General features: G+C 40.9%; 27 protein-coding genes and 1 pseudogene. 13 read left to right on the forward strand and 15 right to left on the reverse strand.

The annotated features are described in order from the left end of the window. Positions 1-80 precede the first annotated feature (80 nt). Complete coding sequence (locus tag E0E36_RS07445) at positions 81-860, reverse strand: CPBP family intramembrane glutamic endopeptidase (protein WP_130855400.1); 780 nt, start codon at positions 858-860, stop codon at positions 81-83. Between the two features lie 215 nt (positions 861-1,075). Here E0E36_RS07445 and E0E36_RS07450 point away from each other — a divergent pair, with 215 nt between their 5' ends. Together E0E36_RS07450 and E0E36_RS07455 are read left to right on the forward strand one after the other, a co-directional pair. Continuing rightward, on the forward strand, positions 1,076-2,197 hold the full coding sequence (locus E0E36_RS07450) for a sensor histidine kinase (RefSeq protein ID WP_130855401.1): 1,122 nt from the start codon (positions 1,076-1,078) through the stop codon (positions 2,195-2,197). Then, on the forward strand, positions 2,194-2,901 hold the full coding sequence (locus E0E36_RS07455; RefSeq protein ID WP_013667462.1) for a LytR/AlgR family response regulator transcription factor: 708 nt from the start codon (positions 2,194-2,196) through the stop codon (positions 2,899-2,901). Before E0E36_RS07450 ends, E0E36_RS07455 begins: the two co-directional genes overlap by 4 nt. 267 nt (positions 2,902-3,168) lie before the next feature. Here the strand turns inward: E0E36_RS07455 and arr are convergent. The 5 genes and pseudogenes from arr to E0E36_RS07480 all read right to left on the reverse strand — a co-directional run. Beyond that, positions 3,169-3,549, reverse strand: a pseudogene (arr, locus tag E0E36_RS28335) (NAD(+)--rifampin ADP-ribosyltransferase); the annotation flags it as partial. 691 nt (positions 3,550-4,240) lie between these two features. Continuing rightward, positions 4,241-4,660, reverse strand: coding sequence for a hypothetical protein (locus tag E0E36_RS07465; protein WP_130855403.1), 420 nt, complete (start codon positions 4,658-4,660; stop codon positions 4,241-4,243). After that, the gene (locus tag E0E36_RS07470) at positions 4,657-5,031 is read right to left on the reverse strand and encodes a PadR family transcriptional regulator (RefSeq protein ID WP_130855404.1); all 375 of its coding nucleotides are present in this window, start codon (positions 5,029-5,031) and stop codon (positions 4,657-4,659) included. The genes E0E36_RS07465 and E0E36_RS07470 overlap by 4 nt, the downstream gene beginning before the upstream one ends. Before the next feature lie 140 nt (positions 5,032-5,171). Further along, positions 5,172-7,475: a monovalent cation:proton antiporter family protein gene (locus tag E0E36_RS07475; protein ID WP_130855405.1), complete on the reverse strand. Its 2,304-nt coding sequence runs from the start codon at positions 7,473-7,475 to the stop codon at positions 5,172-5,174. A 113-nt stretch (positions 7,476-7,588) separates the two neighbouring features. After that, positions 7,589-8,620, reverse strand: coding sequence for an LLM class flavin-dependent oxidoreductase (locus E0E36_RS07480; protein ID WP_130855406.1), 1,032 nt, complete (start codon positions 8,618-8,620; stop codon positions 7,589-7,591). Between the two features lie 693 nt (positions 8,621-9,313). Here E0E36_RS07480 and E0E36_RS07485 point away from each other — a divergent pair. After that, positions 9,314-9,898, forward strand: coding sequence for a Crp/Fnr family transcriptional regulator (locus E0E36_RS07485; RefSeq protein ID WP_130855407.1), 585 nt, complete (start codon positions 9,314-9,316; stop codon positions 9,896-9,898). A gap of 167 nt (positions 9,899-10,065) precedes the next feature. On the opposite strand, the gene E0E36_RS07490 is transcribed toward E0E36_RS07485, so the two are convergent. Together E0E36_RS07490 and E0E36_RS07495 are read right to left on the reverse strand one after the other, a co-directional pair. Continuing rightward, positions 10,066-10,365: a GNAT family N-acetyltransferase gene (locus E0E36_RS07490; protein ID WP_130855408.1), complete on the reverse strand. Its 300-nt coding sequence runs from the start codon at positions 10,363-10,365 to the stop codon at positions 10,066-10,068. Next, positions 10,365-10,598, reverse strand: a complete 234-nt coding sequence (locus tag E0E36_RS07495; protein WP_130855409.1) for a (4Fe-4S)-binding protein — start codon at positions 10,596-10,598, stop codon at positions 10,365-10,367. Before E0E36_RS07495 ends, E0E36_RS07490 begins: the two co-directional genes overlap by 1 nt. Positions 10,599-10,897: 299 nt before the next feature. Between E0E36_RS07495 and E0E36_RS07500 the strand changes: the two genes are divergently transcribed. From E0E36_RS07500 to E0E36_RS07520, 5 genes are all read left to right on the forward strand, one after another. Further along, a complete protein-coding gene (locus E0E36_RS07500) occupies positions 10,898-11,398 on the forward strand; it encodes a VOC family protein (protein ID WP_130855410.1) in 501 nt (166 codons plus the stop codon). 224 nt (positions 11,399-11,622) lie between these two features. After that, entirely contained in the window at positions 11,623-13,134 is a 1,512-nt protein-coding gene (locus E0E36_RS07505) for a sulfatase (protein ID WP_130855411.1), read from the forward strand. Positions 13,135-13,239: 105 nt separating this feature from the next. Continuing rightward, positions 13,240-13,773: a dihydrofolate reductase family protein gene (locus tag E0E36_RS07510; RefSeq protein ID WP_013667456.1), complete on the forward strand. Its 534-nt coding sequence runs from the start codon at positions 13,240-13,242 to the stop codon at positions 13,771-13,773. A gap of 295 nt (positions 13,774-14,068) precedes the next feature. Next, positions 14,069-15,874, forward strand: a complete 1,806-nt coding sequence (locus E0E36_RS07515) for an amidohydrolase (RefSeq protein WP_130855412.1) — start codon at positions 14,069-14,071, stop codon at positions 15,872-15,874. Between the two features lie 118 nt (positions 15,875-15,992). Then, positions 15,993-16,562, forward strand: a complete 570-nt coding sequence (locus E0E36_RS07520) for a YceI family protein (protein WP_130855413.1) — start codon at positions 15,993-15,995, stop codon at positions 16,560-16,562. Positions 16,563-16,670: 108 nt separating this feature from the next. Here E0E36_RS07520 and E0E36_RS07525 read toward each other — a convergent pair whose 3' ends face one another. The 3 genes from E0E36_RS07525 to E0E36_RS07535 form a co-directional block, all read right to left on the reverse strand. Beyond that, positions 16,671-17,162, reverse strand: a complete 492-nt coding sequence (locus tag E0E36_RS07525) for a GNAT family N-acetyltransferase (RefSeq protein ID WP_130855414.1) — start codon at positions 17,160-17,162, stop codon at positions 16,671-16,673. A 226-nt stretch (positions 17,163-17,388) separates the two neighbouring features. Further along, complete coding sequence (locus E0E36_RS07530; protein WP_130855415.1) at positions 17,389-18,477, reverse strand: SGNH/GDSL hydrolase family protein; 1,089 nt, start codon at positions 18,475-18,477, stop codon at positions 17,389-17,391. A gap of 225 nt (positions 18,478-18,702) precedes the next feature. After that, entirely contained in the window at positions 18,703-19,296 is a 594-nt protein-coding gene (locus E0E36_RS07535) for an outer membrane beta-barrel protein (RefSeq protein WP_130855416.1), read from the reverse strand. Between the two features lie 213 nt (positions 19,297-19,509). On the opposite strand from E0E36_RS07535, the gene E0E36_RS07540 reads away from it, so the two are divergent. Continuing rightward, entirely contained in the window at positions 19,510-19,842 is a 333-nt protein-coding gene (locus tag E0E36_RS07540; protein ID WP_207303734.1) for a Rossmann-fold NAD(P)-binding domain-containing protein, read from the forward strand. Between the two features lie 468 nt (positions 19,843-20,310). Here E0E36_RS07540 and E0E36_RS07545 read toward each other — a convergent pair whose 3' ends face one another. Further along, on the reverse strand, positions 20,311-21,060 hold the full coding sequence (locus tag E0E36_RS07545) for an SDR family NAD(P)-dependent oxidoreductase (RefSeq protein ID WP_130855417.1): 750 nt from the start codon (positions 21,058-21,060) through the stop codon (positions 20,311-20,313). Between the two features lie 152 nt (positions 21,061-21,212). Then, positions 21,213-22,172, reverse strand: coding sequence for an NADP-dependent oxidoreductase (locus E0E36_RS07550; RefSeq protein WP_130855418.1), 960 nt, complete (start codon positions 22,170-22,172; stop codon positions 21,213-21,215). Positions 22,173-22,334: 162 nt separating this feature from the next. Here E0E36_RS07550 and E0E36_RS07555 point away from each other — a divergent pair, with 162 nt between their 5' ends. Beyond that, positions 22,335-22,682 (forward strand): winged helix-turn-helix transcriptional regulator, encoded by a 348-nt coding sequence (locus E0E36_RS07555; RefSeq protein ID WP_130855419.1) that lies wholly within the window; start codon positions 22,335-22,337, stop codon positions 22,680-22,682. A 336-nt stretch (positions 22,683-23,018) separates the two neighbouring features. Beyond that, a complete protein-coding gene (locus tag E0E36_RS07560) occupies positions 23,019-23,813 on the forward strand; it encodes an NIPSNAP family protein (protein ID WP_130855420.1) in 795 nt (264 codons plus the stop codon). A 259-nt stretch (positions 23,814-24,072) separates the two neighbouring features. Here E0E36_RS07560 and E0E36_RS07565 read toward each other — a convergent pair whose 3' ends face one another. Continuing rightward, positions 24,073-24,387 carry a winged helix-turn-helix transcriptional regulator gene (locus E0E36_RS07565; RefSeq protein ID WP_130855421.1) on the reverse strand — a complete coding sequence of 105 codons (315 nt, stop codon included), beginning with the start codon at positions 24,385-24,387 and terminating at the stop codon, positions 24,073-24,075. A gap of 108 nt (positions 24,388-24,495) precedes the next feature. On the opposite strand from E0E36_RS07565, the gene E0E36_RS07570 reads away from it, so the two are divergent. Next, positions 24,496-25,365, forward strand: a complete 870-nt coding sequence (locus tag E0E36_RS07570; RefSeq protein WP_130855422.1) for an SDR family oxidoreductase — start codon at positions 24,496-24,498, stop codon at positions 25,363-25,365. A gap of 193 nt (positions 25,366-25,558) precedes the next feature. Here the strand turns inward: E0E36_RS07570 and E0E36_RS07575 are convergent, their stop codons facing one another. Beyond that, entirely contained in the window at positions 25,559-26,002 is a 444-nt protein-coding gene (locus E0E36_RS07575) for a winged helix-turn-helix transcriptional regulator (RefSeq protein WP_130855423.1), read from the reverse strand. A gap of 93 nt (positions 26,003-26,095) precedes the next feature. On the opposite strand from E0E36_RS07575, the gene E0E36_RS07580 reads away from it, so the two are divergent. Next, complete coding sequence (locus E0E36_RS07580) at positions 26,096-26,839, forward strand: SDR family oxidoreductase (RefSeq protein ID WP_130855424.1); 744 nt, start codon at positions 26,096-26,098, stop codon at positions 26,837-26,839. The last annotated feature ends 18 nt before the right edge of the window (positions 26,840-26,857 follow it).

A 26,857-nucleotide genomic window follows, 5' to 3' on the forward strand; every position in this document is an offset into this window, starting at 1 on the left:
TCCAGACATCCCATGTCCATCGTAAGGCAAATATAGTTATCCCGCAAGTTTCGTTAAATCGAAAGAATTTTGCTTATTCTTCATGATTCACTCAGCTTGGTTCTATATTGCCAAAAAAGAATAAAAGCTAAACCGATGCAGATCAAATACGGTAGAACAACAGTAAAGAAGTTGTAATGATGCTGGCTTTGTGTAACGTGTATGATCCCATCAATTTCACCGGGGGAGGTGCGTGGAATCAAAGTCTGCGCAAAATTCCATCCGGTATGTAATCCAATTGGCAGAAACAATTTCTTGGTCTTTAGATAAAGAAGGCCAAAAAGGAGTGAACCAACACCCGTGGTGAGTAAGGTGAGCATAAAATCACCGAAAGGCATAGCTAGGTGAACATGCATTAATCCGAAGGGCACCATTACCACTAATTGCGCCGGCCATGCGCCGTAATGTCTATGTAAGCTTTGAAACGGATAGCCAAGAAAAACAAACTCCTGTGCAAAGGAGGAACAGAAGCAGTTTAAAAAGATAGTAATAATTGGCCCGGCGTTTATTCTATCGCTGAATACCCATTGATCGCCTGTTAAAAGGAAAGTAAGAGAAGCGGTAACAATAAGCATCAGCACGCCAATGCCCAGGCCAAGGAAAAGTTGAAGGTAGTTCATGCTGTTTTTAGGGATAAAGCCAATGGACGTTATATTTTTCCCTTCCCGCCTTAAAAAGATAAAACTGAGTACGAAGGAAAGACAAAAGAAGAACAGCGGACTGTTTAATGGCCGAATCAATCCGGCAATGATCATCGCTGCGCCGAGTAGGATAAAGTAAATCACTACGTTAACAAGTGGTATTAATTTTTTGCTCATCATTTGTAATTTATTTAATGTCAACACAAAATGACAAAGTAGAAATGAAGCAAAAAAATAAAGTCGACAGGGCCCACCCACTTATCGACAAATAGCTTTTGTACGGTAACCAAGTAAAAGGAAATCCTTCGTTGCCAAAAAAAGAGGCTTCGTAGGAAACCGAGTAGTCTTGGTCTATTTATTTTGGGGCGAGCTATTTAAACAGCTATATTTACCGTATGCAGCTTCAAACCACTGTGCTTCAAGCAACTGTTTACCGTATTTATCAGCAGAGGGCACTCAGGCTACTGTTACACCTTTGTTTTTGGCTATTTATGTTGGCGGTAAAAAACTACATGGCCTCCATAACCTTTAATGTCTATAATGGATTACCGACTACGACGCTGTTTAAAATAAATTTGTATAGTACCGCATTGTTGGCTGCTTTTTATTACACCCTGGTTTACGGGCTTTATCCCCATGCTATCAGGGCGAAAAGTATGGTGGGTAGCCTGTTTGGTTTAATCATGCTGTTTATTTTGTATACTGTCGCCGACGGCTACATCGAAGCAGCTTTATTGAGGAACTGCACCGATTGTATGGCGCTTATAGAACGGAATAATCCCAACTACCACAAATTTCTCCAACAGCAACTGAGCAATGTCGTGTTTAAGCGCTTTATGAGCTTAGGTTTGCCACTTGGTATTATTTTCATGCTGGGAATGCCGATAAGCATAAAGGTAGGTTTGGCCGCCTTGCGTAATGCTTATGCGAATGCAGAGCTTATCAAAGAAAAAGCAAAGTTGGAGCTTGATTTTCTTAAAGCACAGTTCAATCCACACTTTCTCTTCAATTCATTGAATAATATATATGGTTTGATTTTACGTGGGAATATCGCGCAATCCGCTTCGGTGATCGCTCATTTATCAGCGTTTTTGCGTTATACAACATATGAAGCCAATAACGAATGGATGCCTGTTGCAGAAGAAACGAAGTTGATCGCGAACTATATTGAATTAGAAAAAATACGGCTCAACCACACGAAAGTCAGCGTGGAGGTCACGATTGAAAATCCCTCAGTACAATTGCCATCCTTGCTATTGATGCCATTAGTCGAAAATGCGTTTAAGCATACGGAGGATGTTCCCGGCGCTTTTGTCCATTTTGTGATTCACGTAAGTGATAAACAACTGTATTTTATGGAAGAAAACACAATAGGTGATTCAGAAGAAAATAAATATGGCGGATTGGGTTTGCAGCATTTGCGTAAAAGGCTGGCTTTTTTTTATCCCAATAAACATCAATACGAATTGGACGAACAAGCAAATAGCTATCGAGTAACCTTAATCTGTAAATTATGAGTATCTCCTGTATAATTGTTGACGACGAACCCATTGCTCGTGACATTATAAAAGACCATCTTGAAAAGTTGCCGGATTTCGAAATAAAGGACTTGTGTATAAACGCCATGGAGGCTTATGAAGCACTATACACGCAGCAAATAGACGTCATGTTTTTGGACATACAGATGCCACGGATTGCGGGTACGGAATTTCTCCGCTCCTTGCGGAACCCTCCCTACGTAGTGTTTACCACTGCTTATCCACAATTTGCTGTTGAGGGATTCGACTTAAATTCAGTTGACTATCTGGTAAAGCCCATTACCTTCGACCGCTTTTTGCAAGCTGCCCAAAAGCTAAGGGAGCGCATGGCCACCCGTACTGTTAATTTAGAAACAGATAGCGAACGCACTTTTATATTTATCAAGCAAAACAACAAATTGATACGGGTAAACTTTGAAGAAATTGTTTATGTGGAGGCGCAGCGTGATTTCTCGATGGTACATTTAGCAAACGGAACTACTATGATGATGAGCATGAATATCGGGATGGTCGAAACACTACTGCCTCAAGCTATTTTTCTTAGAATTCATCGATCCTATATCGTACAACTTGTCAAAATTAAAGCGATCACAGGAAATCTTGCCAAAACTGATTTGATCGATCTTCCTATTGGACCTAATTATCGGGAAATACTCTTGCAGAAATTGAATATTTCATATTAGTTATTGGCCGACAAGAAGGGATGAACTGCTATGGAAATTCCATCCGTCCTTTCATGATAGATAAAGAAGGTCGATGGTAAGATCTAGGGGAAAGCTGAAAAACAAATAAAGCCTCTAATTAGAGGCTTTATTCTTTTACTTGAAAATGTACGCATTTATTTTTATCGACTATTTAATTAACGTTGAGAAGCGATCTTTATTGTGCTCATGAAAAATAAAACTTCTTGGGGATCTTTGTCACCTGACATTGGACAGTTCAATAGGATGCTAGTTGATAATTTCTCCTTTGAGATTCGCTATCTTTTGCTGCCACTGCTGTCGTTCTTCAGGCGTTAATCGTACCCAGTCTGTAATCTCCCCAACAATTTTCAATGGTTCTTGACTGCGATACGAACGGGTTGGATTGCCCGGAAATTTCTTGTCGGTAACATTTGGATCATTTTCAAAGCTACCCGTTGGCTCAACGATATAAATGCGGTCGGGCCCATCACCTTTCGCTAGGGCCGCTGCAAGTCCCGCTCCATTAATCAAAGCTGTAAAATATATATGATTCATTACAATCTCGGGTTTGTAGTTCGAGTTGTACCCTGCTGTTAACAAATCGCCAACCTGTAAATCCGCTTTCGTTCCGTGATAAAAAGGACCCTTGTCAGAACTCCGATCCCTGAATGAATCTGCTAGTTCATAATTCTTTTTCGCATTATCAAAGTCATGTAATTCCTCATAGCATTTTGCGATGCTCTCATATAGAGAAGGAAAAGCGCTCTTGACAGCATCATCATTTATCTCGGATGCAGAACGCAAAGCGGTGCCCAGCCATTTTAATTTGTCCGCGACATTCTTTTGGTGTCGAGCTACGTAATAGGCCGCGAGAAATCGTTCAAAATCGTTTGTTGCTTCATACGAGGCTTGAAGAAATAATTTACTTGCTTCTTCGGGTTGGTTATTATCCTCCATGCTCATGCCCTGAAGGCAGAGTTTAACGACCTTGTTGTTTGGGTTGAATTCCATTTCTTAATTATTTTCTCTGATCAATTGACTTCATATGAATGTTGTTGCTTTCCCAAATTGCCGAAGCGTACAAAGAGATTCGAATTGCATGAGAAATCAATATCCTAAGAGACTACCATGCTGTGTGAAATGTTACATTGGATGCATCTTTTCAATAAAACAAAAGTTGTCGTTCTATCGATACTGAATATGCTCCGGAATACGCCTTTAAAGATATTAATTTATATGTGCTTTGACAACCTAGGGCATCTGTTTTTACTGATACCTTGATGATGGCCTCCACCGGAAGGCGTAAGCCTGGCCTGAGATAGGCGGCAGGAGCTTCCGATTATTCAAAGAGGTCGGTTCTAGCGATCCCCTTTATGGCATTTCTACCTTTCAGCAGATATATACCAAAGTGTAACAAGAGTATAATTGACCAAATAAAGGTTCCAGTCTGAAAGCTCTTGAAACTTTCATTAATACTTGCAAGATCTAGTTTAAACCAGATGAATGAAATAAGAGTAAAAATTAGGAACGTATAGAGATGGAATCGAAAAGTAAGTGAGACAATTGACAGTGATTGATTTGCTTTTTTGCCAAAATGCCATCCTGCAAGAAACATGGAAATAAAGTATAAAGTTGCCAATACCCACGTTAACACATACTGTTGCTGAGTTAGAAAAAAGGACAATAAGTACCGGAATAAAATAGTTGTTCCCATTGCTACGGCTGCATAGCCAATCTGATAGGTTGTTAAGCTTTTCATAACGTTTCCTCCATTTTTAATAGTTTGGTTATTTTAGAGTTGAAAAATAACTGAATGTTCCGTTCAACAAATCTTGTGAACAATTCGTTGCCCAATGCCGTCAGGTAGTAATACTTACGTTCCGGACCCTTGTGGCCTTTTCCACTTTCGAAATCTACTGCTCCTATATGATGGAGTTTTCTGAGATTCCGATAAAGGCTTTGTTCTTCACACTGCATAGTGTATTTTGATTCAATTTCAATAAACAGCTTGATTTCGTCTACATATTTTTTGCCATCTTTCAATGCCATAAATATCCAAAGGGTAAGTTGGCCCTTTTTATACGTTTCCTCCCAGGCCGAAAGCAGCTCATCAACTAACTTATTCTTCATGTATTATTCAAGTTGTATAATACAAATGTATAGTGTTAAATTTTAATATCCAAATATTTGTGCTGTGCTGAGGTAGGGTGGAATAAAGGCTATGGCTGCAGGAGGAAGAATAACCTACGGATGCGGGACGAAATCCTGTTTTATACCTCCAAAAAGTTCCCCTGATGATTTTCTAAACAAGCTTTTATTCTACGTGTATCGCCCACGAGCCATACAACATCATTAATGAAGATCATTTCCGACGAACCTGGGTTTAGCATTCGGTTTCCGGTCCTTTCAATACCCACAACCTGGCTACGCAGATCTTTTCGGATACCGGAGGTTTTGATCGTTTTACCGGAATAGGGATTGGCTTCGGTAACCTGTACCTTAATAAGCTGTATATCATTGATGTCAATATCTTCTTCATTATCTGCTTGCTGGATTGTTTGGTCAAATAGTAGTTTTACCTGGGAAATCTGTTCGTCAGTTCCCAATATGCCCACTTTGTCGTAAGGCAATATCCGCTGTTTTCCGTTTGGCAGATGAATGATTCGGTCGTTTCTACGTATATACACAATATGTATCCCGTATTTCTCTTTCCAATTAAGTTCGTACAAAGTCATTCCTGCAAAAAAAATGGTGCCGACTGCTTCCAATTCGGTTACGTAAGCATTCCATTCCTGAAAGTGTTTTTTTGCTTCCTCATTTTTGTGTTGTAGTGCAATATTTCCTTTATTTTGAATGTATGCAAGCCGTTCTCTTTCGTTTAGATTGGATATAAACCGTTGCTCTATTCGCTGGTGAATCTTCTGAACCTTATCTGAGAAAAACCAGAGCAATGCTACAATCACCGGAACAGCGACCATCAGTGCGTATTTGGTTGTCGTGATCTGATCGATAAAGAAACCTATAAGAAATATTCCTAAAAGATATCGGACAGCATGAAGGGAGATAGCCGTCACCGAATAGTTCAGGTAATAGGAATTGACGGTTTCATTCCCGTCTTTTACAGTAATCTTTTTGTTGAGGATAGCCCATAGGAAAGGTGATGCCAGCAAGGTTGCTGCGCTTATCAACACCACATTTCGCCAAAGCACACTTTCTATTTGCGTAGTCAAAAACGGAATGAATGTGTATTTGAACAGCAAGGTAATCGCGACAAGTATAATGCTATTGGTGATCAGGATTCTATTATACTCCTGCAGCATTTTCTTCCAAAGCGGATTGTCTTTATTTTTCTGCGTTTCGGAAGTGTAGACATCCAACCGGGCTACCCATTTTACCGGAAGTATCTTTACAATTGTGCCGTATAATGGTTCCGAAAATTTAATCAGATAGGGTGTGGTAAACGTAGTGATTGCCGATACACCTACGGCAATAGGAAACAGAAATTCTGAAATAACGCCTAATGACAATCCCAAAGCGGCAACAATAAAAGCAAATTCACCAATCTGAGCCATACTGGAACCGATCTGTACAGCTTGTTTTAACGGTTGCCCGGAAATCAAGGCTCCTAACCCACTGAAGAAAAACTTTCCTACAATGGTGAGTGACGTAACGGCCAATATAGGGCCTGCATAGGTATACATCGCTTGTGGATCGATCATCATACCTACAGAGACAAAGAATATGGTGCCGAAAAATTGTTTAATCGGTTGGGTAAGGTGTTCGATCTTTTCTGCCAATACGGTTTCTGCTATTAAAGAACCCATAACAAATGCACCTAATTCGGCCGAAAACCCTACCTGCGTAGCCAACAATACCATGCCGAAACAAAGTCCTATTGCAAGAATGAGCACCGTTTCTTCGTCCATCCACTTTTTGGTCTTTTTTATAAATACCGGCAGTAGATAGATTCCTACTAAAAACCACAACACCAAAAAGAAGCCGAGCTTGAGTACGGTGAAAAGGATTTCTGAGCCGTGAAAAGTTTGTGTTACGGCAACGGTAGATAGCAATACCATCAACAGGATAACAATAATATCTTCTACCACCAGTACACCGAAAACTACTTTAGCAAACTGTTTGGGTTTTAAACCCAGTTCATCAAAAGCCCGCAGAATAATGGTAGTGGAGGAACTTGCCAACATACCCGCTAGGAAAAGACTATCCATTTGGCTCCAACCCAACAAATATCCGGTAAGATAGCCGCCCAAACCTACAAATACAATTTCGATAACGGCCGTAATGGATGCCGAACCACCTACTTTCACCAGTTTTTTAAAACTGAATTCCAATCCTAAACTGAACAACAGCATGATGACGCCAATCTCTGCAAAAGTCTCTACGTTTTCGTGATCAGCGATAGTGGGTAGGTAATTGAAATGTGGGCCAACTAAAAAGCCGGCAATGATATAGCCCAAAACCAGGGGCTGCTTAATTCGTTTAAAAAGAATGGTAACCAAAGCGCCTACCAAGAGAATCAGCGCCATATCTTGTATTAGTTCGGGTAAATGAGCCATCTATATTTTTGTATCCTTTGCTGTTGAGATGTTATTGAATTCTGTTGAAATATTGATAACGGACGAATTGATCAAGCAATAATTTCGCAAAACCTCTTCCTTTATAGCAGCATCTACTTCTGTCGATTATTCTGCCTGACTTGTGGAATCACGCTGGTGCCGATTAACTCAATAGTTCGCATTAACTGCTGATGAGTAAGGCCCGCCATATCCATCTGGAAGGCAAAACGGTCTACTCCACCTAGGGCTTCGCTATGGCGCAATAGCTTTTCAGCTACTGTATCCGGCCCACCGACCACAAGAACACCTTTCGGGGAGATCATATCGTCGAACTGGCTTTTAGTAACGGGCGGCCAGCCGCGCTCACGGCCTATTTTGGTCCATGATTCTTTGTATCCCGGATAATAATCAGCGATCGCCGACTGGTCCGTCTCGCCAACGTATCCCGGCGAGTGCAGTCCCACTTTCAATTCTTCCGGCTTAAAGCCCGCTTCCTCTCCAGATTTTCTGTAAAGATCTACCAGCGGCCGAAATCGCTCGGTCTCGCCACCGATGATGGCCACCATTAAGGGAAGACCCAGCATTCCGGCACGTACAAAAGATTGCGGCGTGCCGCCAGCACCTACCCAAACAGGTAACTTTTTCTGAAGCGGACGTGGATATACCGGCTGATTTTTCAATGCTGGTCTGAACTTACCCGACCAGGTGACAAATTCTTCGTCCCTGATCTGTATCAGCAACTTTAATTTCTCTTTGAACAGAGCGTCATAATCGTTCAGGTCATATCCGAATAATGGAAATGCTTCTGTCGCAGAACCTCTTCCAGCTACCATCTCAGCGCGACCTTTCGAAATAATATCCAATGTTGCGAATTGTTGGAATACACTCACGGGGTCAGAAGTACTTAAGACGGTCACGGCGCTTGTCAGCCGGATCTTTTTGGTGCGGGCTGCTGCAGCTGCGAGTATCATTGCGGGAACAGAGTCCAGGAATTCTTTTTTATGATGTTCGCCGATACCAAAAAAATCATGACCGGCCTCATCCGCCGCAACGATTCTTGCCAGCAACTGCTCCATGGCATCTTCACTGCCCAAATCGTTGCTTCCGTACATCGCTGAAGCAAAACTATCTATGCCTATTTCCATAATAAATGCTCTTGTTTTTTAATAATTTGCCGTATTCAGGTTCCTTAACCCGCACGGTGTGTTAACAATATGTTGGTTAAGGTTATCTCTCATCATGATAGCTGCTTGGTTGGTCATCTCTTGATCGTAGAAGTGATGGCGGTAATGGATAAACAAGGGAACGCCCTGAGATCATGCAGGATGTTGCTTTGTCAGCGACTTTGCTTATTGTGCCGAAACAGGCCTATTCAATAACTGCGACGATACTGTCTTCCGGACGCAGCAAGGCCTCAAGGCCTCTTTTTACATTTTTTGACATGATGTTCTTTTTTATGGTTAATTATTAAATAGAAATGTGCAACATAGGTAAGAGACACTGTTGGCAAGACGGATGGCCAGAAGGATTTTGCTACGAGGATGATAGAAAGAAAAGCATAGTCCGGATCTCATAATATCTTGTGTTTGTTAATGCAACAAAGTTCGTGATCAGGAGAAATCTCAAAGATGATATTTGTCAGAAAAACCCGTAGATATTTGTCTATTAATTTCTTCGCTCGTACACTTGGATTAAAAACAATGAAGGCATCACAATTCATAAGTATCTATTTATCAATCCATTATACAGTGTTATCTCCCGCTATGCTAGTAAGAGTCTGCATTTAATTTTATATTTGCCTGAACAATTTATAATATTTAAAGATACGCGAGACCGATATGTACGACGCTTTTTTTGACTACCTGAGTAAATTCAGCTCTGAGCCGCTTTCAGACGATGATAAGGCATTGATAAGGCGAACATTTATTCCATCGAAATTAAGAAAAAGACAATTTATGCTGCAGGCCGGAGACCAGTGTAAGTATTTTGCATTTATCGTAAAAGGTGCAATGCGAATGTATTCAGTGGATGATAAAGGCACCGAACACATTGTACGGCTAGGTGTAGAAAACTGGTGGATGGGTGATATGGAAAGTTTTGTGATGTTCCTACCAAGTCCCTATCATATTGAGGCGTGGGAGCACTGTGAGCTGCTTTATATTACCAGAGAAGGTGCTATCGACCTGCAGAAGAAGGTCTTGGCGTTTTGTGAAATGAAACAGCAACTTGACGAGCGCAATCATATGGCCAACAATAGGCGCCTGGCCTCTGCCATAAGCGCTCCCGCAGTTAAGCGTTATACTGATTTTATAGAATGCTATCCTGAACTTTACAAACGTTTCCCGCAGCATATCCTCGCTTCCTATCTTGGTATTAATAAGGATACGTTAAGTCGTGTCAAGCGCCAGCGCTACCAAAAATAACCCGAACGATAAAGAATGTCCGGTTTTGTCGCGCGTACATTCAGAAGAATTATACATGTAGAAAAAAGGTGTAAAAAACACATGCGTCGGATTTACGTCGCGCAACTCCTGATTTAACGTATTTATATCTAAGAGCGAAGAATCCGTTTATATGCCGCGGTATGACATCAATGCCAGTTCTTTTCCCATACATCTCCATATTCTCCGGGGTGGCGTCTGAATTGCATATTCACATAGGGGCAAAGCGGTATGATCTTCAAACTCTTCTCTTTTGCATAGTTTACCAGTTTTTCGAGCAACAACTTTGCGAAACCCCGTCCTTCAAACTCCGGAGCCACTTCGGTATGGAATACGGTCAATCTTCCATTCGTGATGGCAATGTCCATTTTACCGGCTTTGATCTCGTCAGTGAAGAGCTCTACCTCGCCGTAGGCACGACCCTTAAAAACTACTGTTGTCCTCTCCATTATGGTTTAGTTTCGTCTCCGGTAATGTTAGTTTGAATGCTCAATGCCCCCGAGGGGCAACTGGCAATCTGATCGATCAGTTCCTGAGTAGTCGCATTTTCCGGTCGTATCCAGGGTCTGGCTTTGAGATCATAAACCTGAGGGAGTGTCCGGACACAAAGGCCCGAATGAATACATACTTTTGGTTTCCAGAGGATGGTAATATCACCATTCAGATATTTTAGTGTTTCCATAGCGTACTTTTGAAACTTAAAGTTAAAACTTATAAAAGCGCACAGTTAGCAAGTCAAAACCGCCTTGTGTAACGACTGATATAAGTTGACACACAAATCTCTGTAATCAGGCTAAAACATAAAGATGACATTTATCGCAAAAAGTAGTAGATAAAAGCCTACATACCGTTCGGGCACGACTAACTTATCCTTATTTCATCGACAATTATCTACGTTGTTTTTCTACAAAAATCGTCTTTCCGATTCGCCAAAATTTCGAAATTTGTTAACGGCTGACATGAATGTTAATATCAAAACGAATGAAGGATTATAAAATACCCGCACAAACCCGCATCGGGCATGTGCATTTAAAAGTTAGCGATATTCAAAGATCACTGGCCTTCTACCGAGATCTATTAGGATTTGAGCTGGTTGCTATGTACGGCAATCAGGCTGCCTTTATTTCAGCAGGCGGCTACCATCACCATATCGGACTGAACACATGGCATAGCAAGGGCGCTAGTCCGGCACCGGAAAATGCACCGGGTTTATACCACACGGCAATTTTATATCCCGAGAGAAAGGATCTAGCTGCTATTTTACAAAGGTTGATCAATGAAGGGTATCCAATTACCGGTACAGCAGACCATGGGGTATCTGAAGCGATTTATTTAGACGATCCCGATGGCAATGGTGTAGAACTGTATTGGGACCGTCCGAGTGATAAATGGCCAACTGACGAGCAGGGCAAAGTGATCATGTATAACCGCCGGTTAGATATGGAAGGGCTGCTCAGCTTATTGAATCATGACCAAACTTAAAACCACTGATTCTTCCCACAATATAAAACGGTGTGAGATTATGATAGGAGATAAAGATATCCTGGAATATTGATTATAGAGAAGCAAAGATGAAAATTTGAGACAAATAGGCTATAAATTGATCAACCAGGTCGTTCACTTTTTTTTAGCTTTGAATAGTCGCCATAACATTACTAACCTTTACAGGTGGCGACATTTTCCGATTACGTCAATTATCGATCAAGATGATAAAAAAGAAAACCTGGAGTCTCTTTATATTACTTTTATGTATAGCCGTATGCCCACTATCAGGACAGGATATTAACGAGAATAGCAAACAAAAACGGCCCAATATACTGTTTATCCTGGTGGATGATTTAAAACCGGCCTTAGGCACCTATGGAGACCCCGTGGCCATTACGCCGAATATGGATAGGCTCGCGACAAAGGGAATGCGTTTCGATATGGCTTATGCTAATCAAGCAGTATGTGCACCTTCCCGTTTTAATTTAATGTTGGGAAGCCGTTCTTCGTCGTCGGGCATTTATGGATTTGGCCAAAATTTCCGCGACTATTATCCAAACGCTACAACATTGCCCCAGTTTTTTAAAGGACAGGGTTATCACACCGAGTCAATGGGTAAGGTGTTCCATATCGGGCATGGTACTTACAATGATGAACAATCGTGGAGCGTGCCCCATCATAAAGATTTGGTCATTGAATATGTCGATCCCACAAGTAAGCAGGAGGGCTTCACCCGAGAGGAGGCGTTGTTCTCAAATCAAAGTGCAAAAGGTTTACCACGAGGAGTGGCATGGGAGTCTCCGGAAGTTGCTGACGATGCATATGCGGATGGACGAACGGCTGCTCGGGCGATTAAGCGGCTAAAGGAGCTGAGTGAGAACAAGCAGGATGATCAACCTTTTTTTCTTGCAGTAGGTTTTGCCCGACCCCATCTTCCGTTTTCAGTGCCCAAAAAATATTGGGATCTTTACCAAAAGGAAAACCTTCCTTTGCCTACCTACGAGAAAGCACCGGAAGATGCTCCATCTTATGCAGTAAAGCGTGACACGGAAATTGATCAATATAAGCCGGTACGACCGTCTTCAGAGCAGGATCCATTTCCGCTCGAATTAAAACAGCAACTTATTCATGGCTATTATGCCGGAGTTAGCTATGTAGATGCGCAGATTGGTAAGGTGCTACAGGCCTTGGAAGACTCGGGGCTTGATGAAAACACCATTGTTGTGCTCTGGGGAGACCACGGTTACCACTTGGGTGAAATGGGAATATGGACCAAGCATGTCAATTACGAGCGCGCTAACAAAATTCCGCTGCTTATTGTTGCCCCTGGTGTTTCGCAACCCGCTACGGCAACTTCAGCGCTTGTTGAAACGGTAGATATTTATCCAACCCTCGTTGAGCTTGCCGGTTTTCCGCAGCCCAGAGTTGAACAGCCTTTTGATGGTGTTAGTTTGGTGCCGCTATTCCGCAATCCCAAAGCTAAGATCGGTGATCATGCCTACCATTGCTTTCCACGTGGCGGACGTTTGGGCCGAGCTATTCGTACAGATCGCTACCGTTTGGTGGAATGGAAGAAAATCGGGGAACCGGTCGAATCAGCAGAATATGAATTGTATGATTATCAGTACTCGGATGTAGAGATGAAAAACATCGCGAAGGATGAACCTTCCATTTTGGAGGAGATGAAGAAGATATTAGCCTCGCATCCCGAAGCTGTTCCATCCAAACCTTAATATTTATTACCTGACTAAATGTAATCGGTTTAATTTTGTCGCATTTTTCCAAAGTGCCAATAGTTATCTAAAACTATTTTTGTAGAAACATTAAAATAAAGGAAAATGCGAAAAATATCACTTTTCATTGCGATGAGTTTAGATGGTTACATTGCAAAACCTAATGACGACCTCAATTTTCTAAAACTTGTCGAAAAAGAGGGCGAAGATTATGGCTATACTTCGTTCACAGATACAGTCGACACATTAATTGTTGGTAGAAAAACCTATGATTATGTCCTCAAAGAAGTCGGTTCTTCTCATTATGACAACGGGCAGAGAGATGTTTATGTAATAACAAGAAATCAACGACCAAATGCAGGTAGAACAATTTTTTACACAGGAGATTTGGTGGAATTGGTAAAAAGACTAAAATCTGAAAACGGCAAGAACATTTATTGTGATGGGGGAGCAGAAATAATAAATGAGTTGTTAAAGCATGACTTAATAGACGAGTTTATAATTTCCGTTATACCGATTTTGTTAGGCGATGGAACAAGACTTTTTAAGGACGAAAGGCCTGAACAAATGCTTGAACTCCTAACCACAAAACCCTACGATACCGGATTGACACAATTGCATTATCGAAGAAAGCGGTGAAAGCTAAATAGAAACTGATAACGAGGCATATGGTCTTGACTTCGACTTAGTAATTTGCTTTTTTTATTTTTTCAACAGGCATAGTGCCAAACGCCGGACAACAACTTCACACTCCGGTTGGGTACCGTTCATTACCCAAAACAGCTGTTATTCCTGATACGTAGACATTTGCCGATTGAATTTTTAGGCAAATGTCATCTTCTAACATTTTGAGGAAAATTAATTTTGGATTAAATATCCGAGTGCCATTTAAAGAATTACAGGACAATCAAAAATTAATTTTTAATAGTAAACTATGAGAAGACTAATCGTTCTAGCAACAGCTATAATCAGCATTGTATACAGTAGAGCACAAACCACTGAACAATTGATCGGTGCCGATATGATCGTGTTTAATGCAAAGATCACTACCGGAAGCCTAACCAAACCCGAAGCTTCTGCACTCGCAGTAAAACGAGGTAAAATTTATGCTGTAGGCACAGATGTCGAGATATTGAAATTGAAAGACAATAGCACCAAGGTCATCAATGCAGGTGGTAAGCGGTTGATACCTGGTATCAATGATGCCCACATCCATATATTAAATGATAGGAGTTACAATTACAATGTCAGATGGGAAGGCGTGCCGACTTTGAAGCGTGCATTGGAAATGTTAAGTGAGCAGGCAGAACGAACTCCTGAGGGCCAATGGGTAAAAGTGATCGGGGGTTGGTCGCCATACCAGTTTAAAGAAAATCGATTGCCCACCATCGAAGAAATTCGAAAGGCAGTTCCGAACAGACCTGCGATTGTACAGTATGCTTACAACCGGGCATTTTTAAACGAAATGGCTATGAAAGCTTTTGGAGTAGGTACCGATCGTTTTCCGGCGTTGCCGGGTACGGTATTCGAAAAGGACAAGAAAGGAAATTATACAGGGGTCGTAGACGGGTATACATTTACGTTTATCTCACTGGAAGCGATGGTGCCACAGCCTTCAAGTGATGAGCAGCTTAGTTCAATTGCAAATGTAATAAATAGTCTGAACCGCTTTGGAGTTACTTCAGCTGTTGATGGAGCCGCTTTGATCGGCCATCCTCACGGACATACTCAAATACAACAACTGGCGAAGGAGAATCGTCTAAACATAAGGATGCCATTCATAGACCTTCAGTACGGTGATACGAACAGCGCTAGTTTGGTAGATGCAGAAATTAACGCGGTAATAAAGAAATCCCCTATCAGTCCGGGAGAGAATCTGCATCCGACTATGGCACATGGTCATGAATATGAAGGTGCCGGCGAATTGCTTAGAATGGAACTACATGACCATGAAAACTTCGACAGACCAGCTGTAATTATCGATAAGGAAGTAATGCGCCGTTACATTAGAGAAGACATTACCAAGCTCGTTGAGAAAGGAATCCCTTTTCGCATGCACATCAGCTACGACGAAAATATAACTCCGTTCCTCGACGAACTCGAAGCAATAAACAAAAAGACACCATTGGACGGTTTACGCTGGAGTATTGAACATGCCGAAACGATATCTCTTGAGAATGCTGCCAGAGTAAAAAAACTAGGGGGCGGTATCGCTTTAGATACAAAGCTGGCCATGCACGGCGAAGCTTTTGTAAAAACCTATGGAGCAGAGAAAGCATCACAAACCCCGAGATTACGTGATTTGTATGATAGCGGTGTTCCACTTACGATGACGACGGATGCATTTAGGGTCGCTTCCTTTAATCCATGGATAGGCATAAGTTGGATGACCACAGGGAAATCAGTGTCGGGTGCTGAAATATTGGCAAAAAATAATCGGTTAACAAGAGAAGAAGCCTTAAAATTGTTTACGGTAGCCCCAACCTGGTTTGAAGATCAAGAGCGTGAAATGGGAAAAATCATTCCGGGTCATTTCGCAGATTTCGTCTTGCTTAATAAAGATTATTTTACCATACCGGATGATGAAATAAAAACAATCTCCTCCTTATTGACCGTCGTAGACGGCAGGGTGGTTTTTGGCGCAGACGAGTATAAAAGCCTGTCCCCGAAATTACCTGAAACACTTCCCGTATGGTCGCCATTCAAATATTATGGCGGGTTTTATAATAACAAGGATTAAAGTTTATGATTTAACGACCTCTGTGTGTTTCTAAATAACGGATTACTCCCTTTTGCCAACTTTCGTGTAAGACAGTGCCAATTAAAACTGGCACTGTTTTACAAAACAAACTCAATTTATGAAAAGATTTAAATTAACTTTTTTTCTTGCGATTACAACGCTGTGTGCTTCGGCACAAAAGTGGAAAAGCGACCCGGAGCATTCAAGATTGGGTTTTAGGATAGAGCATATGCAGATTTCTGAGGTCAATGGCATTTTTAAAGACTTTGAAATAGAGGTTAAAGCCGCGAAGCCGGATTTCAGTGACGCCGTGATAGCATTAAGGGCTGAAATCAGCTCAATTGATACAGAAGTAGAAGCACGCGACAAGCATCTGAAAGATAAGGACTTCTTTGATGCGGAAAGCTATCCAACTATTCAGTTTAAAAGTAAATCTATATCCAGAATCGATGAAAATAGATATTCTGTTACCGGAATGTTGACGATGCATGATGTAACCAAACAGGTTACGATGGAGATGGTACACAATGGGACAATAAACAATACAGTAACGAAAAAAAGAACGGCGGGTTTTCAGGTTACCGGTACGATTAGTCGTTCTGATTTCGAAATAGGCAGCAAGTTTCCTGAAAAATTGGTAGGTGATAGCGTTTTTATTGTCGCAGATGCTGAGTTGCAGTTACAGTAAGATGATCTGAAATCAAAATGAATACAAACGCGATACACACTTTAAGAAATGAATACGTTTAGTTATTGATTATTTGCGCTGCTCTACTACAGGCTGGAATAAACGCTGTTAAAAATTATCCAGCCTGTAAATAACCTCTTCTATCTCCAGTTGTCGTGCATTAGCGTAGCCCCTGTCTGTACCGATTTTTACAAAGCCGCACTTCTCTAAAACTCTCCGAGAACCAAAATTATCAAACGCAACGCGTGCGAAAATAGGACGTGTAGTTTCGATGGCAAGAAAGTGCTTTAAAGCATAGGATGTAATGCCTTTTTTCCAATACTTCTTGCCTATCCAATAAGTAATTTCGGCATTTCCTTCCATAACAAATTTCGCTACGCTTCCCACGATGATCCCATCCACAACAATGGTAAAGTTGTTAACAGTAGGGTCATTTAACAACTTGGTGTATTTTTCCAAATATGCACTTTTATTAGTTGGATCTTTTGACGTAAATGCTGCCAGATAATTTGCATCCGGATCCAGTTGAAACCGAAATAAACTTTCCAGATCTGAAACTTTAGTCTTTCGAAGATGAATATTAAGCTTATCATTAAACATAGCGTAAATTATTATCACGATGTAATTTTGTCAAATCTACCACCCTGAGCCAAAAGGTAGGAATAGAATAATATTACAATGATAGGGCCTTTTCTACAAATGAACGAAATATTATGGTTTTTATAAGGTCCGATGTATTTGCCATAATGATTTAAAAGTACCCCGATTCAATAGCAAGCAATTAGCCACCTAGGTGTTCAGCTAATTGCTGTGGCTCTGTAATAGGTCAGATTCCATAAGGCTGGAGAATTTTTAAAATCATGGGGCGGATCTTCTGAAGCATCCGGTCGAACCCAAGATCGTTGGGGTGAATACCGTCTGTAGTCCCTTCCTGATCACCCCCTAATAGGCCCTCCGCATAGATAAGATACAAGTTCGGGTCGTGTTTTTGCAGCTTTTTGATCTCTGCCTCAAAATAGTTGTTTTTTAGCAGTACTTTGGTGGCAACTTCGGTGTCAAAATTTCCCTTTTCTCTTGCTATGCTTTGTATGGCGATGATGGGTATTTTAGGATGTTTTTTGCGAATGGTAGTAACGAAATCAGCTGTTCTTGTTAGCACTTCCTCCGGCGACGGATTGGGGACGCAATCAAGGATTAAAGCGTCCATCGACAGATCAGATATTAAATTCGCAACGTCAATTTCCATTTTTGCACTCCCACTGAAACCAAGATTAATAAAGTTTAGTCCTGTTTCCCGCGAGAGCCTTGCAGGATAAGATAAACCAGGTCGGCTTGCAGATGCTCCCTGTACAATGCTCGAACCATAAATCACAATATTTTTTTTAAATGGGTTACCGGCTGGGCTAATGGTTGCCCCGGAATCTACACCAATTTGAAGTGATATAGTCTCATCATAAGTAGGGAGGAAAAGCAGGCATGTTTTATTCCCGGCTGCCATATTCGCTACAATTTCAACCTCATTGCACTCATGGGATTTTGGGCGAGCGACACCTGCATATTGCCATCGGTCATTTCGTTTAATATAAAGGTCCATGCCCTCAACGGCCAGTCCTGTCATATTATCTGTTGGAACTCTAGAGTCTGTACACCATTTAGCCGCTATTTTGGAACTGGTGGTCTCAAAGGTAATGGCCAGACCAGCAGAATGTGTAGCTAAAGCTTTTACCGCTTTCGGAAGATTGGGAGTTGCAACTGTGTCCAAACGATGGTAGAACGGACCTTTATGACGCACCTTGCCCACTAATGTAAGCTCACGCGCATCTATAAAGACCGTTTTGGCCTCTTGGCCAAAGCTATCAAGTGCGAAAATTAGTGATAAGAAACTTAATGTTAGAACGGAAATATAGCTCATCATAAACTGTTTTAACGGACAAGATAATAATTTTATTTTTTCTGCGAAGCGGTGATTTTTCCTTGCCATACGCTGGGAACGAAGGTTGTTTTTTAAAGTTCAAATTCAAACGCAAATGGTACGGAAGTAATTGTAACTATTCCATTGGCACCATCATATACCGGTAATCATTGAGCTAGAAACAATGATGCTGGTATATTCTGAGCGCTTTTTCTTGTGATCCTAGCATTAAAGTTTATATGCCAACCCGAGATTAGCAAGTCCTTTATAACCATAACCGATGTTTAAAGAGACACTGAATGCTTTTCCGTAACTAACACCTATGGCATCTATCTGGTAAGCGAAATCGGTTGTTTTATCCTTTTCAACCCTTACATCGTCTTCAGCAGATGTACGAGCATGTGCAACACCGGCGCCAATACCAGAATGTAGCCTAAAATGCTGGTGGTTAATGTAATTATATTTAAGCTCTGCTAACACTGCATAAGTTTTAGTGGATATACTACTTGTACCCTCAGATTCCGTTAAAAGATCTTTACTGGCATTTTCATAAACAAATGTCCCACCAAACTCCAATTTCTCAATTATGTAGCTTCTATACCCTCCGAAAATTGCACCACTATATTTAGAATCAGTTACCCTGTATGAGCCTCCTGTAGCAGTTGTGATGACTATATCCGTAATGACGTCCTCTATAGAGTTAGCAGTCGCAATCCCATATCCCAGATACAAACTGCCACCACTCTGGGCAAAGCCCTTTTGCGTAACAGATATAAATAAACATAAAGCAGCCACAAATAAGTTGACGGAAAAATTCTTCATAATAATTGTTTTAGATGATATACTAGAGTTATAATAATATGTAAGAATCCTTTTTTTAATCGTTTTAGTAGTTTACTTTGGATACTTTAATCCGAAATGTTCCCTTTATTGTACCAAATATGTAGCAGAAAGTGCATCGTGTATTGCTAAGTAATCAATTTAGACATCAACCTTAGCGTTGCCATTGAAGGTAATAGAAAACAGATTCAAGATATGAACTTTTTACACATATACCCCCTCAGCTTACACGGAAAATATAGTTGGTTCCTTCCAAGGACAAAAGGGAGGGTGGCGCTGGTAGGGGATGCCGGCTATTGTGCTTCTCCTGCAGCAGGTATGGGCGGTTCGTTAGCCATTATAGGTGCAACAGCATTGGCAGATGCTTTTGAAAAACACCCTGGGAATTTTCAATCAGCCTTTAACAACTATAACAGTGAGCTTCGGCCTTTTATAGAAGAAGTGCAGGGCGCAGCAGTAGAAATGTTAGAGAAACTTTTACCGCGAACCGAAGAAGAAGTGAGATTGAGATTTCAGCATGGTCTATAGTTCAAGGATATTTATCCTATCGAATAATTTGGCTTTCTGTTGTAAAATTTTTCAAAAATAACCGATCGTCATAAAGGGTCCGTTATGAAAGATTTGTACACACTTTTCCGTTGTATATTCAGGTGTTTAAAGGCATCGACAAATGAAAAACATCATCCGTCGGTGATAATGATGACGCATCAAAAGTTATTAACCCCATTCAAATTTTTATTAGCGTGAGTTCAGGATAAGAAAAACATACAAATGGGAGCGAAGGGTATGGTTTCTTCCAGCAAAATGATTGGCAATATTGATTGACAAATACTAAATCCTGTGCTTAGAGATGAAACTACAGAAATTCTTGCAAACATTACCAAAAAAATATAAATCGGCTATAAGGCACCGAAGTAGGCGAAGTTTGTATGCTATAACCTTTTCTATCTTGCAAAGCCACCGCCACATGCGATGGTTTTGCAAAAAGACTTTCGCTTAGGCTGATATACCACCATCTACTTTGAAGCTGCTGCCGGTAATATAACCTGCTTCATCCCCTGCGAGGAAGCTGACCATTGCAGCGATTTCTTCCGGTTTACCAAACCGCTTTAAAGGTATGGCATTGATATACTGTTGGCGGGCATCGTCATCAGCCTTTTGCAGCATGTCGGTATCGATTGCTCCTGGTTCAACGCTGTTCACGGTAATTTTTCGCGGCGCAAGATCCCATGCCAGCCCACGTGTATAGGCTGAAACAGCTGCTTTTGTGGAAACATAATCTGATAAACCGGAGCCGCCGATTCTGATTCCACCAACAGAGGCGATATTGATTATACGACCGCCGTCGGGCATGTACTTTTGGACTGTTCTTACCGCTTCTGCTACAGAGCGTATGTTCACATCTATCTGGCGGTCATATTCATCTTCCCTCGTATCGGCCGATTCAATTGGTCCCGCTACAGAAACTGCCGCATTATTGACCAATATATCTATTTTAGTAAAAGCGGAAACTGCCTGTTCAATTGCATTTTTCACCGCCCCTTTCACAGCGCCATCTGCTTTTATCGCTAAGGCTTTTCCTCCCGCTCCATTAATTTCGTTTGCTATGAGCTGTGCTTTATCTTCTGAATTTACATAGGTAAATGCGACTGTTGCGCCTTCTCTAGCTAAACGTTTCACTATTGCTTCTCCCATGCCCCGCGTACCGCCGGTTACGAAAGCTACTTTTTCTTTTAACGTTGACATATTAATTTAATTAAAAATTTATTGTGCTGTGCACTTTTTTTTGTTATTTAAGTTTTCTTTTGCGATCTCCGATAAATCTGAAACTGAATATTCAGTAAAACCGATCGTAATTCTGTCGGTTTTGGATCGTTATGTGCTAAAAAGGAAGGCTCTCAGGTAGGGTTGACAATGATCTTGCCGGTCGTGTGGTTTTTTTCCATTTCAAGGTGCGCCAGCGGCATCTGTTCAAGCGTAAACTTCTTTGATACATGAGGAATAAGTCTGCGCATTTTTAAAAGCACTGCAATTTCCGATAAGTCCTTACCGCTCGACATCACTGCATTATAGAAGGCATGTATACCACCGGCCTTTGCCTGCTTCTCCCATTGTGTGCCGTCAATCTTTGACCACAGACTCAATAGATGCCCTCCCTTTTTAACAATCCGCAGTGTCTGTCCTACATGTTCATCACGCAGACCTTCTATCACATAATCTACAGGAGCAAGTACATTCACGAAATTGGTCCTTTGATAGTCGATAAACTCATCAGCACCGAGGCTGTTAACAAAATCCCGCTTAGCTCCAGAGGCGAGTGCAGTTACATGCGCACCAAAATACTTGGCTATTTGTACTGCAAAATGACCAACGCCACCGCCAGCTGCGGTGACAAATACCCGATCTCCAGGTTTAATTGGGTACTTTTTGATTGCCTGCCACGTCGTCAATGCGGCCAAAGGAACTGCCGACGCTTCATCGTGCGAAATATTATCCGGCTTTAAAGTAACGTCTTCCGGTCGCGCAAGTACATACTCAGCATACGCTTTTGCATGGCCTGGCGAAGTAAAAGTAGGGAAGTTTAATAAACCGAACACGGAGTCGCCGATGTGGAAATCTGTAACATTCTCGCCATGACCAACAACCACACCAGAGACATCCCAACCCAATATCTTGGGCTCTTCGTTATTGAAGATATAATTTAACGCTACATTTTGTCTGGCATAAATGTCTGTCGGGTTTATACCAATGGCGTAAACTTTGATTAACAGCTCATCTTTTGACGGAACCGGGATGGGAAGCTCAGCGACTGATAGCTGATCAACACCCCCTTGTTTTTTTAAAATAACTGCTTTCATATTAAAATTAATTTTTATTAGCCTATAGAACTGCGCTATTGTTTTAATAAGACGTCCTACCCTTTACGCTAATACTTTACAAAGTTATTCGCTATTTAGTATAACTTTGTAACTAGTATCACTGATGATACTGTGCATATATCTAAACACGAAAGGTATTGTATGGAAACTTGCGCAAAAACGGAAATCAACGAGAAGGATATAAAAGCTCTACAAGATACGATATACGTAATCGGAGGCAAATGGAAGTTACCCATAATCTACGCCATATGTAATGGGAACAAGCGGTTTAAAGCTATTAAAAACAGCATCCCAGGGATTACCACCCGAATGTTATCACGAAACCTGAAAGAACTGGAAGATAATAAGCTCATTACCCGTAAAGTATATACGGACTATCCGGTGACGGTTGAATACACTTTTACGGAGTATGCAAAAGAATACGGAACGTTGATCAACCAAATGATAGAATGGGGCAAAAAGCACCGAAAGGTACTTGTTGAAAGATGATTTTCAATTTCATTAGTCCAACCTGTAAATTATTACCACGATGTAATTTGTCAAATCCATACACTGAATCGAACCACAGGTAATGGAACAAAATTACAATGATAGAACCTTTCTATAAACGAATGAAATATTATGGTTTTTTAACTTCCGACGTATTTGCCATAACAATTTAAAAGTAATCCATTTTAACGCTATCAACTTTCCATTGTGCTAACTTTTGTTTCTTTACATACTGCATATATCATATTTAAATAATGCCTTACTGGATTGAAACTTGCAAATAGATCCAAAATCGTTATTCTTGTAAAATTTATCGCTGTTAAACTGATATTTAATATGAAAAGACGCGTTTTTTTTAAGACAACAATCGTAAGTAGTGCTGCCGCCGCAATACTACCGCAGATTGGTTTTGCTCAACTTAAACCCAGCAATAAGATGCAGATGTATTATGAACTTAGAACCTATACGTTAAAGGACGCTGACCAGCTGAGCCTGGTGGAAGATTATCTTGAAAGAGCAGCAATCCCCGCATTGAACAGGTTGGGCATTGAAAACATCGGCGTATTTACCGAACTTAAGCCTTCAGCACAATCAATAGTGATTGTGTTAATCCCTTACCAATCACTACACGAGTTTGAGACAATAAATGATAGGCTTGAACAGGATAAACTTTATCTTACAAAAGGTGCCTCATACCTGAATGCTCCGGCAACAAAACCGGCATATGAGCGTATACAAAGTTCCTTACTTAAAGCCTTTAAAAACATGCCCGGCATAGAGCTCCCGTCGAAGGATAAACGTATTTTCGAACTGCGTAGATATGAGCACGCGAGTGAGGCTGCAGGGACAAAGAAGCGCGAGATGTTCAATGACGCGGGGGAGATTGAAATTTTCAAACGGCTGGGTTTTAAACCGGTTTTCTTTGGAGAAACGATCATTGGAGAGGCCCGCCCGAACCTTATTTATATGGTTACCTTCGATGATATGGCTGCACGCGACCAACATTGGAAATCTTTTGGTGCTGATCCGGAATGGAAGAAAATCAGTGCGATTCCGGAATATGCAGACTCAAAGCTTGTATCTAAGATAACGAGCACATTTCTTCAGCCAGCGGAGTATTCACAGATTTAGCTAGGACGAAGGTATGGTAATCTATGTCTTGCGATGAAAAAGAGCAATAAACCGATCTCATGATACAGTATTTTGGCAATTGGCAATTGTTGATTCTGATTTTGTCCAAGAAGTCAGTGCTGATTTGGCTAAAAAGAAGAAGAATTAGGCATCCGGTATTTGCAGATATATTGAAGCCGTTTCTTGTTTTAAGAGGCGGCTTTTTTAGCGCTAATGTGCATTTAATCGGAGATTGTTATAGTATTTTAAGTTAATCATCCTAAACCCTTTCTTTTTTCCATGCTGCTATATAAGCTAACAACGGGCAAAGGCTTTTCCCATATTCCGTGAGCGCATACTCTACGCGAGGGGGAAACTCCCCGAACTGTTTCCTGCTAATTAAGCCATCCGCTTCAAGTTCTTTCAATTGTTCAGTTAAAACTTTTTTTGAAATAGCAGGTATCCGAACACTGATTTCTCCAAATCGTCTGGCATGCTTAGAAAGCACACGTAAAATAATTAATTTCCACCGTCCTCCGAACAAAGCTATAACTTCCGTAACAGGACAGTCAGCATAGTCGTTTTTATTCTTCATTAGTCACTTTTAGGTTACCACCTTTTATTGTTATTAACAACGGGCAAAGCCCTTTTGCAGTATCTTAGCCTAACAAAAGTAATCATCATTTATATTAAAACAAACACCATGATTTTAGTAACAGGTGCAACCGGTAATTTAGGCAAAGCCACCATTAATTCTTTATTGAACAAAGGCATATCCGCAAACAATATTGCAGCATTGGTAAGAGATGAATCCAAATCGGCAGAATTTAAATCAAAAGGCATTCAGGTGCGGATTGGCGACTATCAGAATTTTGAGTCTTTAAAAAGTGCGTTCCAAGACGTGGACAAGCTACTGCTGATATCTTCTTCATCGGAAATAGTTCACAGGTTTGAGCAGCATAAAAACGTAATTAATGCTGCCAAGGAAACTGGTGTCGGTCATATCATTTATACCAGTTTTGATATGGTAGATCTGCGTCGCAGTATAATGGGGGAAGATGTACAATCCCATGCAGACACAAGTGACTATCTAAAACAGATAGCTGTACCTTACACCTTGATGGATAATACACTGTATGCTGACATGATTCCCCTGTTGTCCGCAACTAATATATGGGATGGAGGTGTTTCCATCCCCGCCGGAAATGGTAAAACACCTTTTTTACCGATATCAGAAATGGCCGAAGCCCTAGCTGTTGTACTGACTACTCCCGGGCATGAAAACAAAGAATATGTCATCGCTGCAGACGCTGCTTTTTCTTTCGCTGAAATCGCTGATCTAATATCAGACATGTTGGGAAGAAGTGTGACTTATTACCAACCAGAGGTAGATTCATACATTGCGCAGCTTGTGCAGAACGGATTTTCTGAAGATGATTCAGCATATGTGGCAAGGTTCGGTGAGGCGATTGCCAGAGGAGAGTTCGACACCAATAAAAGTGATGTCAAACAATTACTAGGTAGAAGTCCGATATCGTTAAAAGATTTTTTAAGAAGCATATACGGTAAATAATTCAAAGAAGGTTAACCTTTTCTAAGAGTTAAAAATGACATACAAGGCAAAATTTCCGAAAACGGGGGAGTCAATTCAAAAAACGAAAGTAGAAATCTTCTAAAATTTGTGGCTATAAAAAGCAGTTAAAGCAAATTCGCATAAGCGACTTCCAGCTTTTGAAACGGAACGATGGCAAGTCGTATTGACTTCACTAAAAAGCGTTGATTCGGTTTTCTGTATAGGCATGCTGCTGGCTTCTTAATTTATCCTGGAGCTCCGTAATTGCTTTCTTTTTATTCTTTTTAATTCTTTCAAGCAATGATTTGGGACCACCGTCAGGGTTGTACTTGGAGCCCCAGTTAAGAAACTCCACCATGAACGGCACCAGTTCGATACCCTTCTCAGTTAGTAGATACAGGAATTTAGAAGCGTTTTTTGGGGAGGTTACTTTAGAAACAATCCCCTCATTTAAAAGTATATTGAGCTTTTCCGTCAGTACAGCTGAAGATATTTTCTCGTCCGATGCCCGAAACTCCAGAAAGGAATTTTTTCCATTAAACATTAAATCCCGTAAGAGCAACAGCATCCATTTGTCGCCGAAAATTTCCACCGAATAATTGATCGGGCATGTTGATCTTCTTTCAATTGTTTTCATTATGTCAAATTTAAAAGTAGTTTGTTTTTAAAACTACTTTTCTATACGTTTGTAGTTTACAAAACAAACTACAAAAATAGCTAAAATTTAATTATGGACTTTACAAATAAAAACGTCGTTATTACCGGTGGAACTTCAGGTATAGGCTTAGCAACAGCAAAAGCATTTATCGCCGCAGGGGCAAATGTTTGGATTACGGGAAGAAATGCCGAAAATCTACAAAAAGCAAATGCAGAAATAAACAATCCGAAATTATTTACAGTGATTTCAGACACTTCAAAGCTCGAAGGCATTTCGATTCTGGAAAAAGCAGTTGCAGAAAGTGGAAACAAATTAGATGTTCTCTTCCTGAATGCGGGAATTGGAACATTTGAGCCAATAGAAAAAGTAACCGAAGCAAATTTTGATGCACAATTTAACACCAATGTCAAGGGGCATTTCTTTACGTTGCAAAAATTACTTCCCCATCTTGCAGATGGAGCGGCAGTACTGTTCACATCTTCAACCGTTGCCACCGCGGCAAACGTGGGTGCCATCGTTTATTCTGCAACTAAAGGAGCATTGAATAAAATTGCCCAAATTGCGGCAAATGAACTGGCAGGAAGAAAAATCCGCGTCAACATTGTTAGTCCGGGACCTATAGATACGCCAGGCTTAGATACGGTATTACCTGCTGAAGCAAAAGAGTCAATAGCTGGCGCTACAGCGCTGCAAAGGCTTGGTCATCCTGATGAAATCGCGAAAACAGTGTTGTTTTTGGCTTCTGATGCCGCAAGTTTCATTACAGGAACTGAGATCGTTGCGGATGGCGGTTATCTTAATTACGCACTAAAATAATCGTTGATCATATCATCA

This window comes from Olivibacter jilunii (assembly GCF_900607235.1).
Classification (GTDB): Bacteria; Bacteroidota; Bacteroidia; order Sphingobacteriales; family Sphingobacteriaceae; genus Olivibacter; species Olivibacter oleidegradans.

Excerpts from the sequence above, each read along its gene's own strand:
- E0E36_RS07545 (WP_130855417.1), bottom strand. The coding sequence starts at position 21,060 with ATGTCAACGTTAAAAGAAAAAGTAGCTTTCGTAACCGGCGGTACGCGG.
- E0E36_RS07445 (WP_130855400.1), bottom strand. The coding sequence starts at position 860 with ATGATGAGCAAAAAATTAATACCACTTGTTAACGTAGTGATTTACTTT.
- E0E36_RS07565 (WP_130855421.1), bottom strand. The coding sequence starts at position 24,387 with ATGAAGAATAAAAACGACTATGCTGACTGTCCTGTTACGGAAGTTATA.
- E0E36_RS07520 (WP_130855413.1), top strand. The coding sequence starts at position 15,993 with ATGAAAAGATTTAAATTAACTTTTTTTCTTGCGATTACAACGCTGTGT.
- E0E36_RS07505 (WP_130855411.1), top strand. The coding sequence starts at position 11,623 with ATGATAAAAAAGAAAACCTGGAGTCTCTTTATATTACTTTTATGTATA.
- E0E36_RS07530 (WP_130855415.1), bottom strand. The coding sequence starts at position 18,477 with ATGATGAGCTATATTTCCGTTCTAACATTAAGTTTCTTATCACTAATT.
- E0E36_RS07575 (WP_130855423.1), bottom strand. The coding sequence starts at position 26,002 with ATGAAAACAATTGAAAGAAGATCAACATGCCCGATCAATTATTCGGTG.
- E0E36_RS07580 (WP_130855424.1), top strand. The coding sequence starts at position 26,096 with ATGGACTTTACAAATAAAAACGTCGTTATTACCGGTGGAACTTCAGGT.
- E0E36_RS07450 (WP_130855401.1), top strand. The coding sequence starts at position 1,076 with ATGCAGCTTCAAACCACTGTGCTTCAAGCAACTGTTTACCGTATTTAT.
- E0E36_RS07480 (WP_130855406.1), bottom strand. The coding sequence starts at position 8,620 with ATGGAAATAGGCATAGATAGTTTTGCTTCAGCGATGTACGGAAGCAAC.
- E0E36_RS07515 (WP_130855412.1), top strand. The coding sequence starts at position 14,069 with ATGAGAAGACTAATCGTTCTAGCAACAGCTATAATCAGCATTGTATAC.
- E0E36_RS07510 (WP_013667456.1), top strand. The coding sequence starts at position 13,240 with ATGCGAAAAATATCACTTTTCATTGCGATGAGTTTAGATGGTTACATT.
- E0E36_RS07485 (WP_130855407.1), top strand. The coding sequence starts at position 9,314 with ATGTACGACGCTTTTTTTGACTACCTGAGTAAATTCAGCTCTGAGCCG.
- E0E36_RS07525 (WP_130855414.1), bottom strand. The coding sequence starts at position 17,162 with ATGTTTAATGATAAGCTTAATATTCATCTTCGAAAGACTAAAGTTTCA.
- E0E36_RS07535 (WP_130855416.1), bottom strand. The coding sequence starts at position 19,296 with ATGAAGAATTTTTCCGTCAACTTATTTGTGGCTGCTTTATGTTTATTT.
- E0E36_RS07490 (WP_130855408.1), bottom strand. The coding sequence starts at position 10,365 with ATGGAGAGGACAACAGTAGTTTTTAAGGGTCGTGCCTACGGCGAGGTA.
- E0E36_RS07475 (WP_130855405.1), bottom strand. The coding sequence starts at position 7,475 with ATGGCTCATTTACCCGAACTAATACAAGATATGGCGCTGATTCTCTTG.
- E0E36_RS07550 (WP_130855418.1), bottom strand. The coding sequence starts at position 22,172 with ATGAAAGCAGTTATTTTAAAAAAACAAGGGGGTGTTGATCAGCTATCA.
- E0E36_RS07455 (WP_013667462.1), top strand. The coding sequence starts at position 2,194 with ATGAGTATCTCCTGTATAATTGTTGACGACGAACCCATTGCTCGTGAC.
- E0E36_RS07470 (WP_130855404.1), bottom strand. The coding sequence starts at position 5,031 with ATGAAGAATAAGTTAGTTGATGAGCTGCTTTCGGCCTGGGAGGAAACG.
- E0E36_RS07465 (WP_130855403.1), bottom strand. The coding sequence starts at position 4,660 with ATGAAAAGCTTAACAACCTATCAGATTGGCTATGCAGCCGTAGCAATG.
- E0E36_RS07495 (WP_130855409.1), bottom strand. The coding sequence starts at position 10,598 with ATGGAAACACTAAAATATCTGAATGGTGATATTACCATCCTCTGGAAA.
- E0E36_RS07560 (WP_130855420.1), top strand. The coding sequence starts at position 23,019 with ATGAAAAGACGCGTTTTTTTTAAGACAACAATCGTAAGTAGTGCTGCC.
- E0E36_RS07555 (WP_130855419.1), top strand. The coding sequence starts at position 22,335 with ATGGAAACTTGCGCAAAAACGGAAATCAACGAGAAGGATATAAAAGCT.
- E0E36_RS07570 (WP_130855422.1), top strand. The coding sequence starts at position 24,496 with ATGATTTTAGTAACAGGTGCAACCGGTAATTTAGGCAAAGCCACCATT.
- E0E36_RS07500 (WP_130855410.1), top strand. The coding sequence starts at position 10,898 with ATGAAGGATTATAAAATACCCGCACAAACCCGCATCGGGCATGTGCAT.
- E0E36_RS07540 (WP_207303734.1), top strand. The coding sequence starts at position 19,510 with ATGAACTTTTTACACATATACCCCCTCAGCTTACACGGAAAATATAGT.